The organism is Candidatus Sodalis endolongispinus, from assembly GCF_018777395.1.
GTDB classification, from domain to species: domain Bacteria; phylum Pseudomonadota; class Gammaproteobacteria; order Enterobacterales; family Enterobacteriaceae; genus Sodalis_B; species Sodalis_B endolongispinus.
Map to the genome: position 1 here is coordinate 352,408 of NZ_JAFJYC010000002.1, position 13,980 is coordinate 366,387.

10 protein-coding genes and 5 pseudogenes are annotated in these 13,980 nt (G+C 56.7%); 9 read left to right on the forward strand and 6 right to left on the reverse strand.

Annotated features, from left to right (window positions below; translation table 11 throughout):
* Window positions 1-28: 28 nt before the first annotated feature.
* A pseudogene (sirB1, locus tag JZM24_RS14880) lies at window positions 29-837 on the forward strand (invasion regulator SirB1).
* Window positions 838-892: 55 nt separating this feature from the next.
* On the forward strand, window positions 893-1,747 hold the full coding sequence (gene kdsA / locus JZM24_RS14885) for a 3-deoxy-8-phosphooctulonate synthase (protein WP_215670626.1): 855 nt from the start codon (window positions 893-895) through the stop codon (window positions 1,745-1,747).
* Window positions 1,748-2,222: 475 nt separating this feature from the next.
* On the opposite strand, the pseudogene JZM24_RS14890 reads toward kdsA, so the two are convergent.
* Window positions 2,223-3,074 (reverse strand): annotated as a pseudogene (locus JZM24_RS14890) (SulP family inorganic anion transporter); the annotation flags it as partial.
* A 174-nt stretch (window positions 3,075-3,248) separates the two neighbouring features.
* Window positions 3,249-4,331: pseudogene (gene chaA / locus JZM24_RS14895) on the reverse strand (sodium-potassium/proton antiporter ChaA).
* 492 nt (window positions 4,332-4,823) lie between these two features.
* On the opposite strand from chaA, the gene chaB reads away from it, so the two are divergent.
* Together chaB and JZM24_RS14905 are read left to right on the forward strand one after the other, a co-directional pair.
* Window positions 4,824-5,075, forward strand: coding sequence for a putative cation transport regulator ChaB (gene chaB / locus JZM24_RS14900; protein WP_215670630.1), 252 nt, complete (start codon window positions 4,824-4,826; stop codon window positions 5,073-5,075).
* Window positions 5,076-5,500: 425 nt separating this feature from the next.
* Window positions 5,501-6,208: pseudogene (locus JZM24_RS14905) on the forward strand (gamma-glutamylcyclotransferase).
* Window positions 6,209-6,415: 207 nt separating this feature from the next.
* On the opposite strand, the gene JZM24_RS19810 reads toward JZM24_RS14905, so the two are convergent.
* Complete coding sequence (locus JZM24_RS19810; RefSeq protein WP_376775556.1) at window positions 6,416-6,706, reverse strand: hypothetical protein; 291 nt, start codon at window positions 6,704-6,706, stop codon at window positions 6,416-6,418.
* Window positions 6,707-6,875: 169 nt separating this feature from the next.
* Window positions 6,876-7,706: an acyltransferase family protein gene (locus JZM24_RS19815; protein WP_376775557.1), complete on the reverse strand. Its 831-nt coding sequence runs from the start codon at window positions 7,704-7,706 to the stop codon at window positions 6,876-6,878.
* A gap of 316 nt (window positions 7,707-8,022) precedes the next feature.
* Here JZM24_RS19815 and JZM24_RS19280 point away from each other — a divergent pair, with 316 nt between their 5' ends.
* Together JZM24_RS19280 and JZM24_RS19285 are read left to right on the forward strand one after the other, a co-directional pair.
* Window positions 8,023-8,724, forward strand: coding sequence for an inverse autotransporter beta domain-containing protein (locus JZM24_RS19280; protein ID WP_215670632.1), 702 nt, complete (start codon window positions 8,023-8,025; stop codon window positions 8,722-8,724).
* Window positions 8,655-9,290, forward strand: a complete 636-nt coding sequence (locus tag JZM24_RS19285; RefSeq protein WP_215670634.1) for an inverse autotransporter beta domain-containing protein — start codon at window positions 8,655-8,657, stop codon at window positions 9,288-9,290. The genes JZM24_RS19280 and JZM24_RS19285 overlap by 70 nt, the downstream gene beginning before the upstream one ends.
* Window positions 9,291-9,324: 34 nt before the next feature.
* On the opposite strand, the pseudogene JZM24_RS14925 reads toward JZM24_RS19285, so the two are convergent.
* Window positions 9,325-10,523, reverse strand: a pseudogene (locus JZM24_RS14925) (IS3 family transposase).
* 725 nt (window positions 10,524-11,248) lie between these two features.
* Between JZM24_RS14925 and JZM24_RS14930 the strand changes: the two are divergent.
* The 3 genes from JZM24_RS14930 (at window position 11,249) to JZM24_RS18875 (ending at window position 12,733) form a co-directional block, all read left to right on the forward strand.
* The gene (locus JZM24_RS14930) at window positions 11,249-11,605 is read left to right on the forward strand and encodes a Spy/CpxP family protein refolding chaperone (RefSeq protein ID WP_246580075.1); all 357 of its coding nucleotides are present in this window, start codon (window positions 11,249-11,251) and stop codon (window positions 11,603-11,605) included.
* Between the two features lie 153 nt (window positions 11,606-11,758).
* Complete coding sequence (locus tag JZM24_RS14935) at window positions 11,759-12,562, forward strand: LysR family transcriptional regulator (RefSeq protein WP_281418253.1); 804 nt, start codon at window positions 11,759-11,761, stop codon at window positions 12,560-12,562.
* 6 nt (window positions 12,563-12,568) lie between these two features.
* Entirely contained in the window at window positions 12,569-12,733 is a 165-nt protein-coding gene (locus JZM24_RS18875) for a hypothetical protein (RefSeq protein WP_246580077.1), read from the forward strand.
* A 307-nt stretch (window positions 12,734-13,040) separates the two neighbouring features.
* Here the strand turns inward: JZM24_RS18875 and nadE are convergent, their stop codons facing one another.
* A complete protein-coding gene (gene nadE, locus JZM24_RS14940) occupies window positions 13,041-13,865 on the reverse strand; it encodes an NAD(+) synthase (RefSeq protein ID WP_215670636.1) in 825 nt (274 codons plus the stop codon).
* Between the last annotated feature and the right edge of the window lie 115 nt (window positions 13,866-13,980).

Below are 13,980 nucleotides of genomic sequence, written 5' to 3' on the forward strand. Positions count from 1 at the left end.
TCAGACTCACCCTGTCAACAGGACCATTATGAGTACGATTGCCGATTTTGAATATAACCAACATCCCCTGAGTGAGGGGATGCTGCGCGTTACCCAGGCCATCCGGCCCGATTTTGCCATTGAAAGCGTCCGCGCCAGGTTACAAAGCCTGACGGAAGAGGCGCGGCGCCATATTCCCGCCGACCTGGCGCAGGATGATAAGCTCGGCCTTCTGATCGAGCTGTTTTACCGCACTTGGGGTTTTGGCGGCGTCGGCGGTGTTTACCGCCTGTCCGACGCGCTGTGGCTGGATAAAGTGTTGGACCGTCGTCAGGGGTTGCCCGCGTCACTGGGGATTATTTTGTTGCATATCGCCCAAGCGCTGGAAATTCCCTTAATGCCGGTAATTTTTCCGACGCAGATGATCCTGCGCGCCGACTGGCTGGACGGCGACATGTGGCTGATGAATCCCATCAATGGCGACCCGCTGGATGCGCATACGCTGGATATCTGGCTACGCGGTAATCTCGGTGAGGGGGTGCAGCTTGCCGAAGAGGATTTGGAAGAGGCGGATAATAATACCGTGGTGCGCAAATTGCTCGACACCCTGAAAGGGGCGCTGATGGACGAAAAAAAATGGAGCTGGCGTTACGTGCCAGCGAAGCTATGCTGGAGTTTGACCCGGCGGATCCCTACGAAATCCGCGATCGCGGCCTGATTTATGTCGAGCTGGAGTGCGACCACGTGGCGCTCAGCGATTTAAATTACTTTGTCGAGCAATGCCCGGAAGATCCGGTCAGCGAGATGATTAAGGTCCAGATCCACTCCATCGAGCAAAAATCGGTTACCCTACATTGACCGGTGGCGGTGTTTGCCGCCGGTTGCCGGTTAATTTTAATCAAAAAGGTGAAGCATGAAACATTTGGTGGTCAATATTGGCGACATCCAGGTAGCGAACGATCTGCCCTTCGTGCTGTTTGGCGGCATGAACGTGCTCGAGTCGCGCGATCTGGCGATGCGCATCTGCGAACACTATGTCAACGTGACGGAAAAACTGGGCATTCCCTACGTGTTCAAGGCCTCGTTTGATAAAGCCAACCGATCTTCTATTCATTCCTATCGTGGACAGGGACTGGAGGAGGGGATGAAGATTTTTGCCGAGCTAAAAGCGCAGTTCGGCGTGAAGGTGATAACCGATGTGCACGAAGCCTGCCAGGCGCAAAGCGTGGCGGAGGTGGTGGATGTGATTCAGTTACCGGCATTCTTGGCCCGCCAGACCGATCTGGTGGAGGCTATGGCCCGCACCGGTGCGGTGATCAATGTGAAAAAACCGCAGTTCATCAGCCCGGGGCAGGTCGGTAATATCGTTGACAAGTTCCGCGAAGCCGGCAACCATCAGGTGATCTTATGCGATCGCGGCAGCAATTTCGGCTATGACAATCTGGTCGTGGACATGCTGGGTTTTAATGTGATGAAACAGGTTTCCGGCGGCTGTCCGGTGATTTTCGATGTGACGCATGCCCTGCAGACCCGTGACCCGTTTGGCGCCGCCTCCGGCGGGCGCCGCGCACAGGTGGGTGAATTGGCCCGCGCAGGAATGGCGGTCGGTATCGCCGGCCTGTTCATCGAAGCGCATCCGGACCCGGCGAATGCCAAATGCGATGGCCATTCGGCCTTGCCGCTTGCCAAGCTCGAGCCGTTCCTGCACCAGATGAAGGCGATTGACGAATTGGTGAAATCCTTCCCCGCACTCGATACCGGCCACTAACGCCGGCAGGACGCATCGGCAGGGCGAATTTCCTGCCGGTCATCGCGCCAGTAAAACCGCCGCACGCGGCCGCCCGAGGCCCCCGTCCGTCAGGGCGGGTGCGTCTCGCGAGGCTGCCTTCTTTATCCCATGTCCGTCGGGGCGTGTGCGTCGGGCGAGGCTGCCTTCTTTATCCCGCGTCCGTCAGGGCGTGTGTGTCCCGCGTGATGCTTTTCTTTAACTCGTGCCCGCCTAAGGGCGGCATTATTGACCCTTGCCGAGCCGGGCGGCTAGCGAACAGGCTGGCCGCGCAACATGGCCGTTAATGGCTTTGAGCCACCGGCGACGCCTCTATGGCGGGCGATGACGGCAGGAGTGCCAACGCCTGCGGCAGAGTGCTGCAAAATGACAGCCGGCCGGGGATTGGCAGGACATTGGCGCGCGCCAGCGTTTTTAACGGCTGAAACGGAATATCGGTCACCAGCACATGTTGGCCCGCCGGCAGCAGGGCAGATACCGTTTGCCAGGATAACGCGACCGGCGCGCCGTCGGCGCCCGGCAATTGCCAGGGCAACAGCCAGTGTGGCAGGATAGCGGGGATCCCCTGGCCGTGGGTGCCGTCAGCCAGCAGATAGCTGAAACGGCTGCCGATAGTCGCCGCCGGCAGGCCCAGGGCCCACAGCACCCACATTACCGCTACGCCTGCCAGTAATTCCGGCAAATGCGGCGGCAGGCGGATACCCAGCCGCGGCCAGTAGAGCAGCACACCCAGCGTCAAGATTCCCACCAGCGTGTCGGCAAACGTGACCGTGGGCATGGCCGAGAGCAGGCCCGCCACTTTGCCAAGATAATGTTCCGGCAGCGGGGCGGTATGCAGACCAAAGAAATCTTTGATTTGCATGGTGCCGATAGTGATGGCGATACCTGAGGTAAAGCCCAGCGTCACCGGCAGCGGAATAAATTCGATTAATCGGCCAAGGCGCGCCAGCCCCATGATAATTAACAGCAAGCCCGACATCAGTGTGGCAATCAGCAGCCCAGCCAGGCCGAATTGCTGTGAAACAGGGTAGAGGATCACCACAAATGCGGCCGTCGGGCCAGACACGCTGAAACGCGAGCCGCCGCAAAGGGCGATGGCGATCCCCGCGACGGCGGAGGTATACAGCCCGTATTGCGGCGCCACCCCGCTGGCAATCGCCAGCGCCATCGCCAGCGGAATGGCGATAATGCCGACGGTGATGCCGGCGATGGTATCTTTTAGCAGGCGTTGCGAGGTGTATCGTTCCTTCCAGCATGCCTCAATGAGCGCGCTGAAAGGGCGTATGCCGGAGAAAAAATGCGTCTTCATTAACTCAGTAAACCAAAGCAGGAAAAACGGCGCCCGGCCGTTAGAAAGAACCCCTACCATACGCCGAGCGGCAAGAAAAAAACCAGCGCCAAATCAAGGCAAGAGGAAAAAAGTGAACCGCCGCCGCATTGCGGCGACGCTGAAGGTGCCGGGGGCGAGGGCGGTGAGCGCCGGTTACAGCAAAATGGTCATCAGATAGGCGACAAACAGCGCCAGATGAGCGGCCACGTTCAGTACATTGGTGCGGCCGGTGGACAGGGAAACCTGGCACACTATCAGCGCGGTTAACATGACCACGATTTGCGGCAGCGACAAACCGAACGTCAGCTGATTGCCGGTGAAAATGGCGATAAGCGTCACCGTCGGTACCGTCAGGGAGATGGTCGCCAGTATCGAACCGAAAAACAAATTCATCGCCCGCTGGACCTGATTGGCCAGCACGGCACGGATAGCCCCCAGCCCTTCGGGAGAGAGGATCAGCAGCGCCACCAGAAAGCCGGTCACCTGCTTCGGCGCATTGATAGCGGTCAGCAAATGATCAAGCGGATCGGCATTGACTTTGGTTACCGCGACCACCGCGATGAGATGAACAACCAGCCACGCACCGTGCCACAGCGATCAATGGGCAGAGGGTTTGCCGTGCGGATCCTCGCCGTCGTCGTCCTCATGCTCATAAATAAACCATTTCTGGTGCGTGCGCGTCTGGATCAACAAAAACACCCCGTACATGGCGGCGCGGAGACGGCACCGGCTATCAGCATTTGCGCGACGGCGAAATTCCCCCCCGGCAGCGCGGCGGGAAAGACCAGCACGATGACCGCCAGCGGCATAATCGCCATCAGATATTGTTTGATGCTCGCCAGATTGAGTGACTGGGTGGCAAATTTACTGCCGCCCAGCAGCAACGATAAGCCGACCAGGCCGGTGGTCACTATCATAATCACCGAGTACAGCGTATCGCGCATCAGCGCCGGTGGCCATCAGTGCCGAGATGAGGCTGACTTCGAGAATGACCACGGACAGGGTTAGTATCAACGAACCGAGGGGTTCGCCGAGGCGATGCGCCAGCACATCGGCGTGGCGCACCACGTTGAAGGCGCTGACCAGAATACCGAGCAACGCTACTATATTGACCACCACCAATACGCCTAAATCTGTCGCGGTGCCCCAAAAGCTGAGCACGCCAAGCGCGGCCAGTGGAAAAAGCAGGCTGTATTCTTTATGGCGGGTCTTAACCGCGGCGGGGGCAGACGTCATGGTTGCTGTTCTCTCCTGATTGAAACGCGGGATGTACTGCCCGCGGTGCCGCCACGAGCGCTTACCGGTCACTATTACCGACAGCGGTAAGTTTAACATAAAGCCAATGTTGTGACCGGGAATTTGCATAAACTGACGTTTTAGACAATAAAAGAGGCAAGATGGGCATAACCTACAGCATTGAAGTTCAGTTGCTAACATGACATTGATTGTATAGCAAGTTTTGTGACGTCTGTCTTTGTCTGGTGATAAGTTCTGGCTATAACTTGCAGGAGAAAGCGCCTTGTTATTGGCTTTTAATGGAATAAAGGCGGCTCAGAGAGGAAAATGCCTCTTGCGTGGCAAAACCCGCATTGATTTCTTTTGGTGGCGGTACCGGGCCCGTGAGGGCGCGCCGGCGCACTGCCCGGGTCATCAATGGCGGCGAAGCAGCGGACAGACGGGGACCCAGCGCCTATACTAAAGAGTGCTATTGTTTATCAAGGAGGCGTTATGCCCTATCAATCCAATGCATCGTTGCCGGACAACGTCACCGGCGTCTTACCCAAGCACGCGCAGGGTATTTATCGCGCAGTCTTCAACAGCGCCTGTGATCAGTACAAAGAGGCCGCCGAGCGCCGCGGACACGAATCCCGCGAGGAGGCTGCGCACAAAGTCGCCTGGGCGGCGGTGAAGCATCAATACCAGAAGGGCGATCACGATCGCTGGCACCCAAAAAAATCTGCCTCAGGGGCTAAACATTAATCCACAGACGCCTGCGCATAGGGGCTCGGCCAGCCCGCGCAATGCCGATGCGCAAGACTTTACGCCGCTTCCACGGGTTGCGCCCTTGGCGTCATCACCGGCATGCAAAAAAAACCGCATCCTGCGCGGCTCGCTGTGAGGCCAGGGTCATCAGGGTAAGCCGCCGGACGCGATCATTCCCTGCCGCGCCAGCGCTATTCGCTCCTGTTCGCCTCACCAGGCTGTTGTCGTCCACGCTAAGGGCGCCATTGTCGATTTTTATTCTAAATGTGACTCACATCAAACTTGATTGCGCGGCCGGAAACGCATATGGTCTTACTGTTGGTAATTCAATTATGAGCAATGGAATTAGAGATTATCTTTACGCACTGGCGGTTCAGATTTTCCGCCGCGTTTGAGCGTGATGGCCAGGAGAAAGTAAGCGAGTGTTGACGCGAGACTTTTTACAGAAAGCAGATTGTAAAACGGCTTTTGGCATCATCGATGAATCGCTGTTATTAACGCCAGAACAACGGCGGGCATCGCTGGCGTGTACGCTGAGGCGCCGGCCGGATGATAGCCCGGTGTGGGTTTTTGGCTACGGTTCGTTGATGTAGAATCCCATCTTTGAAGCGGAAGAGGTGCGTCCGGCCACCCTCACGGGTTGGCATCGCGCATTTTGTCTGCGGCTCATCTCCGGCCGCGGCACTACGGCGCAGCCGGGTCGTATGCTGGCGTTAAAAGAGGGCGGCCAAACCACGGGGCTGGCGTTCAGGCTCCCCGAACAGCGCTTGCACGAAGAGCTGGAGCTTCTATGGAAGCGGGAAATGCTCACCGGGTGCTACATTCCGACCTGGAGTGAATTGACGCTGGATGTCGGTGACAGTGTCACCGAACTGGTGTTTGTCATGGACCCCTGCCACCCTTTTTTCGAGTCAGATACCCGATCGCAGATTATCGCGCCGCTGATTGCCTGCGCCAGCGGCCCGCTCGGCACCAACGCCCAGTATCTTTTTGCCCTTGAGCAGGAGTTAAACAATTACGGTATGCAAGATGAATGTATGGTGGAATTGGTTAAGCAGGTGCGCCAACTTATTCAGGCGCGGGCGGCGGTGAACCAAACGCCGCGGGATGAACCGCCGCTGGCGGTATAGCCCCGCGCCTGATAAAAAGACGCCGCCGCAAAAGGGGAAGGCCCAAGGAGGCCATGCCGCAAACACGGACAGCATTGTACGGCCCTATTTTGTCTTCGCCGCCGCCATCGCGCGTCTGAGCTTCCGGCAGAGCTCCTGCGCTGCCATCGCGCGGCCGCGATGTATCTGCGCTCGTCACGCCACCGTTATGCGCCTCAGCGCGCGCAATCAGGATCCGCTGGTTTTCACTGCTGTTTTGCCGGCATGCGCCGCGGCAGGAGGGGTGATAAAGCGGGCAACCAGCCGTTTTCTTACCCGCACGACGAACTGCTCCTGAAACAGCACGCACACCGTCACGGTCAGTATCAGAAACAAGGCATAGCCGGTTAACGACAGCTGGACGTTGGCGGCAGCCGCCACGCAGTCGCTCCACTGGTTAAGGCACTGTCCGGGGGCACCCCGCCCCAGTTGTTCCAATGTTATGAACAAATTGTACAGCGGCACATGCAAGGCAAACATGGACAAGAAGCCGCACCGAGGCGGGGTGACCAGTGCCGCAGCCAGGCGCTGTCAGGATTGCGCGCCAGCGCGCAGAGATAGAGTAGGATCAACTTCGACGGAAGTAACAGACCGTTATGTAACATGAAATACCAATATTTGTGGCCGTGGGTAAACAGCACGGTGGCTATCAAAAAACACGCCACGATAAACAGCACCATCGCGCGGTCGTCGACAGCACAATCCCCGCCTGATGCGCCCGCTTGAAGAGGGCATAAGCCAGGATGCCGCCGAAAAACTCTGGTATGCGAAACAGCGGCAGACGTTGAAGAAGCCCGGTAAACGGCACGCCATACTGTTGCTGCCAGATAACCCATACTGGCAGCAGCAGATAGGCCAGCATGCAAATCCCCAGCCACAGCCAGGGGTTACGCACATTCATCAGCCGCGGCGCGGCCCAGGGGAACAACAAATAAAAGAAAAACAGCGCCGACAGCGACCAGAGCGGCGCATTAAAGGTCAGAAAGTAGGGGTTACACGCCTGCAGCATCAAAAGTTGCGGCACGCTGTTAAACGCCAACTGGACATTATCCATATAATGGCGGAACAGTTCCGGGTGGGTATGGCCCAGCACTTCATTGGTGTCATAGACCACAAACCGGATTGTCGCGCCGGGTCCTTCGGGCGGTATTGCCAGCCATTGCATGAGGGTAATGAGCAGCATTGACGACAGCAGCGCCACGATATGAATGGGATAAAGATTGAACAGCCGTTTACGCCAGAAATGGCTGGCCGGCTCGCGCAGTCCGTGGCCGCGCACATACACGTGGGCCAGTAAAAAGCCGGACAGGGCGAAGAAGGCGCTGGTGGCGAGAAAACCCATACTGGTCAGCTCGCTCAGCCCGAACACCGCCTTGAATTGCGGATAGCGATGGGCGGTATGATAAATCATAACGTAACAGCCAAGCAGGAAGTGCAGCCACTCCAGGCCGATGAACCGTTCCTTTTCCAGTTGCGTCATTTTTCCTTCTCCTGGCTGTTAGCATCAAATACGGTAACGGTCAGGTCAAACATATAGATATTTAGCAGTATATTTATTGTAGTTTATAATGGTGAGTCATCTTACTGTCTATGACCATTCTGAATGTGTTAGAGTAAGCGTTCTCTGGTTACTTTATGTGCAGTCCGGCGATTCGCCGGTCATCAAAGCAACGGCCGCAGCGGCGCAGCGGCGAACAGAGAGGGCCTTGAACGTCTTTATACCAAACCGGCGGCTTCGCGCCGTCATGTCCCCTGTCATTATGAGAGTTTTCTTAGGCATCCTGACGGCTAATGCCTTGTTCTGTTCATTCCCCGCCGCCGCCTGGATTACCCCGCAGGACAATGGCGCCGCGTTGCTCAGCCAGCAGCAATCGCTGCCCAATCTTGGGAGCGCAAGTGTAAACGAAAGCGGTACGGAAAAGAAGTTGGCGGCGTTCGCGCGACAAATGGCGGAGGTCAACCAGGATGAAAATACCGAAAAGACCTGGCGCAGTTATTTGTTGGAGGAGGCGAAAGACGGCGTGCTCAATCGGCTGCAGCAGAAAAGCAAAGCCATGTTATCTCCTTTGGGCTACATTGCTATCACGCTGGACGTGGATGAAAACGGTCGCTTTAACGGTAGCTCTGGCCAGTTATTGCTGCCGCTGGCCGACGTGAAGACGCGCGGTCTGACTTACAGACAATGGGGGCTGCAGGGCGCCGATGATGGCATTGTGGGTAATATGGGCCTCGGCCAGCGCTGGAACGCCGGCCGTTGGCTGCTGGGCTACAATGTATTTTATGATCAATACCTGAACCAGAATGCGCTGCGGCGCGGTAGCATCGGCGCAGAGGCGCGCAGCGATTATTTAACGCTGTCCTCTAACTATTACTACCCGTTGTCGACCCTGCATGCCGCCAATGATGACGACGACGAGCGCGGGTGCGCATGGCCAGCGGTTACGATATTACCACTCAGGGGTATCTGCCGTTTTATCGTCAGTTGGGCGCCTCGGTAAAATATGAACAGTATTTCGGCCAACGGGTGAGTCTGTTTGATAGCGGGAATTACCGCGCTAACCCGGCGGCGGTCGAGCTCGGCGTAAGCTACACGCCCGTACCGCTTATGACGCTGTCCGCCAACCATAAGTTGGGGGACAGCGGCGAAAGCGCGGAACAGTATCAGCTCACCCTTAATTATCGCCTTGGGGTCCCGTTGCATAGGCAACTGTCGGCTGATTATGTCGCCGAGGCGCATTCGTTTCTCGGCAGCCGGTATGAGCTGGTGCAGCGCAATGCGGTGCCGGTGTTGGAGTTTAAACAACGCAAAACCCTGTCGGTATTCCTGGCGACCACGCCCTGGTCGCTGCAGCCGGGAAGCTCATTAGAGCTTAAAGTAGAGGTCTCGGCGCGTTATCCGCTGACCGCGGTGAGCTGGCAGGGCGACACCCGGGCGTTAAGCCTGACGCCGTCGGCGGATAGCCGTCAGCCAGACGGCTGGTCTATCATCCTGCCGCCCTGGATTGATGCACCGGATGCCCGTAATGAATATCGCTTATCGGTGACGGTGGAAGATAATAAGTGATCTTGCCCCGCCATCTCCGTACAGCTTTTGTATCTTAAGTTAACGAAGCCCGCTGCCGCCGGTATTCTCTCGGAGAGTGATATCCCAGCGCGCTGTGCGGATGGTTTTCATTGTAATGCGTGAACGCTGCTGCAAGGTTTCGCAGGGCTGTTCTCGCATCCGGTTTTGGCATGAACTCGATATAGTCTTCCTTCATCGTCTTCACGAACCGTTCGGCCATGCCATTGCTCTGCGGGCTGCTCACCGCTGTTGTGCAGGGCTCCAGATCCAGTTCTCTGGCGAACCTCTGCGTTTCATGCGCGGTATACGCTGAACCGTTGTCCGTCAACCACTGCACCGCTGTATCGGGTAACCTGTCGCCGAAGCGCTTTTCTACCGACATCAGCATCACATCCTGCACGGTCGAACTGTCGTAGCCTACAGTGCTCGCAGCCCAGTCTATGGCCTCTCTGTCGCAGCAGTCCAGTGCGAACGTGACCCGCAGTTTTTCACCGTTGTCGCAGCCGAACTCGAAGCCATCTGAACACCAGCGCATATCGCTTTCTGCCACCGCGATCCTGCCCTTATGCTCACGCCTCGGCCGCTCTGGTTTTCAATGTAATAACAGCAGGTTATGCTCACACATGATCCTGTAAAGTCGTTTCGCATTTACCGGCGGCAGTCCCTCTGCGCGACGTTGTTTACGCAGGATGCCCCACACCCGCCGATAGCCGTAGCTGGGCATATCGCTGATGATGTCGAGGATGTCCGACAGTATTTCAGCGTCTGCTTCGTCATTACGCCGGTTACAGCGCCTGTCCTGCCAGTCGGCAGAACGCTTAATCCGCAGTGACAGCGGCGCACGCGACACGCTCATGGCGCGGCTGACCTGTGCTATTCCCCGGCCTTTGGCAACAAGGGCGCGTGCGCTATCCATTTTCGTGACTGGCCGTACTCCACGGCTTCTTTTAGGATCTCAACCTCCATCGTCTTCTTACCCAGAAGGCGCTGGAGCTCCCGGACCTGCTTCAATGCAGCTGCAAGCTCAGAGGCAGGAACAACGTCCTCCCCGGCAGTGAGGCTGCCTTCCTGATATTGCTTTTTCCACTTAAACAGCAGGCTGGGCTGGATACCGTGCAGTCGTGCGAGATGGGAGACATTCATGCCGGGCTCCATCCTCTGCTGAATAATGGCCATTTTTTCCTGAGGAGTTTTACGTTTACGGACTTCTTGACCTAACAGGATCCCGGTCATATCAAAATTGGCGTTAGTGTTAGACATATATTCAAGCCTATCTCTTATCTGGAGATACAGCTACTGTCTGGTGTTTCAGGGAGCTAAATCAGTGGAAGATAATAAGCAGCAGCGTGTCACCACCAATTGGATAGTATTGAAACTCAACGCGCTGCTGCAGGCGGCCCCTCATCCCGAGGAGGTGTTGGCGTTCCCCGCCGGCGCCTGAATTAATACGTTTGCCAAGGGTACAGTCAACGCGTGGGGCGGCGTTGATTCACACTCAAGAAGTAGGTCTTGCTTTTAAACAGCGTTAGCCGGTATTACTTCCTCTGGCGATGGCAAAATAGGACAGGCGAAACGGAAGAGGGTATGAATATTGTTGCCGACGGCGAGAGAATCACGTTATTTTAACCCAGGGGAAAATGCGAAGCGCTTCATTAAATCTCACAACGGTTTTATATCTTATTCTCCATTTTTTCTTCATCATTGCGCATAAATTGAGTGATAGGCTTTAACATATTTACTCAGGCTCGCACTACTTGAAGTTAACTCGCGTAAAGTTATTCTTGTAATGCACGCCACGGTGTTTGATTCTCGCCGCGGCATACAGGTAAAAATAATGAGGAAATATCATGCGTAAATTAACCGCTTTCGCTCTGGCCACGACAATGATGTTAGGTACCGTCCAGCTCGCCTACGCCGCCGATACCGCCGCGGCGCCGGCCGCATAGGAGAGAGCCAAAATGCATTATCACCCGAAACATGGGCCGATGATGGATCAAATGTTCAAAGGCTTGGATTTAACCGCCGCGCAGCGGGAACAGATGCGTGATATCGCACGCGATGCGATGAAAAATATGAAGAAACCGTCAGCTGATGAACATAAACAGCTGCATGACGTTATCGCTGCCGATAATTTTGATAGCAGCAAAGCACAGACGCTGGTCAGCAGCATGACGCAGGCGCAAAATGAGAGAATGCTTGCCCGTCTGGAAATGCAGAATAAAATGTATAATGTCCTGACGCCGACGCAGAAACAAGAATTCAATAAGAAATTTGAAGAGCGTCAAGCGAAAATGGCGGAACACGGTAATAACTAATTCCGGCAACAAGTCATTATTCTATAGCAGCCATTGGCTGCGATTTTTTTTGCCTGTCGATCCCTCACGCTGGCACAACGGATGTTTTCTGACGCTGGCCCTGCAGCGGCGCTGCGCTGTTCAATCGCGGTAAATTCTCTTACTATGCGGGTAATGTTGTCGATACCGGCATTGCTCTTAGACTGTCGGCCCGGAGCGCCCACCATACGGTTACGTCATATCGAAATCATTCATGCCATCATGGCGTCCGGCAGTATCAGCGGCGCGGCGCGCCGGCTTAATGTCTCGCAACCCAACATCAGCCGCGTGCTGGCCCATGCCGAACAGCAACTCGGCTTCGCTTTGTTCGACAGGCGGCCCTCCTGGCTGCTGCCCACCGCCCGGGCACAGCGGTTAATGCCGGAAATTGACCAGCTTTATCAACACTTACAGCGTATCGACCAACTCGCCCAGCGTTTACGCGCGCCGCCGCCGCAGCAATTGCGCATCGGGGCCGCGCATGCGATTGGCCAATCTTTAATGGCGCAGGTGTTGTTGGACTACCGTCGGCAGGCGCCGCCGTTGGCGGCGGAGGTGGAATTGGTGACCGGCCATCAGGACACGCTGTGCCAGGATCTGCTGGCCGACCGGCTGGATCTGGCGCTGGCGTTTGGTCAAACTGTGACGCCGGGGCTGACGGCAGAAGGGCTTTACCGTGCCGATATGGTGGCGCTTATCCCGTCGTCGCTGACGGTGGCGGCGCCGGTAAGTCTGGCTTGGCTATGTGAGCATCATCTGCTGATGATGCAGCCGCAGGATCCCTTGGGCCGGGTAGTGCACCGGGCGCTGCAGTCACAGGGGCTGCGCTCGCGCAGCACGCTGCAAATCAAGACCTATTCTGTCATTGCCGATATGGTGCTGGCCGGCGGTGGTGTGGGGATTGTCGACACCTTTACCGCCAGACGCTATGCCACGTAGTTGCAGGTGGCGGCAATCCAAGAGCCGCTGCCGTTTGAAGTGCAATGGTTGACCACCGCGTCTCACGCCGCCGATCCGGCGGTGTTGCTGATGCGCAGCGTCATTGGCCGGCAGTTGGAACAGTGGATTGACGCCCAGCGTGATGGGCCGGCGGGGCGAGCAGTGAATTGATGCGCAGCATCATTGGCCGGCAGTTGCAATAGTGGAGTGACGCCCAGCGTAATGGGCCGGCGGGGTGAGCAGTGAATTGATGCGCAGCATCATTGGCCGGCAGTTGCAACAGTGGAGTGACGCCCAGCGTGATGGGCCGGCGGGGTGAGCAGTGAATTGATGCACCGTTCCACGCATCAACGAATGTGGCGGATGGGCTAGCCGCAGTCTTCACGGGTGATGCTAACGTTGACACCACCTCCAGGCTTCGGGCTAACGGGAACCGGGAACCTGCCGGCGCGCGGTTGAGCGCGGCCGGCAGGGAGAATTATTTCCAGAAGTCGTCAAACACCGTTACCGGCGGATGGCGCTTATGCTCGGTGCGCTGATACCAGTTTTCAATCACCCGCGCCGCAGCGGAGTCGATGCTCTTGCCTTCTAAATAGTCATCGACCATTTCGTAGCTGACGCCCAACGCCGTTTCATCCGGCAGCGCGGGGCGGTCTTCTTCCAGATCGGCAGTGGGTGCCTTCAGGTAAAGGTGCTCGGGGCAGCCGAGGTGTTGCAATAAAGCACGTCCCTGCCGTTTATTCAGCCGGAAGAGGGGATTGATATCGGTACCGCCGTCGCCGTATTTGGTGAAAAAGCCGGTGACCGCCTCCGCCGCATGATCGGTGCCCACCACCAGACCGGCGGTCATGCCGGCAATACTGTATTGCGCTTTCATGCGTTCGCGGGCTTTTTCATTCCCTTTGACATAATCGCTCAAAACAATGCCCGCCTCGCGCAGGGTCGCCTCGCTGGCCTGGATAGCGCTTTTGATATCGACGGTGACCACCCGGTCAGGCTGGATAAACGCAATGGCGTCCCGGCAGTCCGCTTCGTCTTGCTGCTCGCCGTGGGGCAGACGGACGGCGATAAATTGGTAATCGGCAACGCCGATTTCCTTACGGAGCTCGCTTATCGCCTGTTGGCAGACCTTGCCCGTCAGCGTCGAATCCTGGCCGCCGCTGATGCCCAGCACCAGGGTGCGCACGAAGGTATGCTTTTTCAGGTAGGCTTTGAGAAACTCCACGCTGACTCGAAATTCGGCCGCCGGGTCAATCGTGGGTTTCACGCCCAGCGCCGCTATTATCTCTTGCTGTAGTGCCATTCGCTTTGTCTCCTGAAACGTAAAGCTGCGGGTATCGCAAACGTCATGATGAGGGCGATGGCAAAAGTGTAAAGCCTAACGCTTAGAAGAGAAAGCGTTACCCGTCCGCGATGAC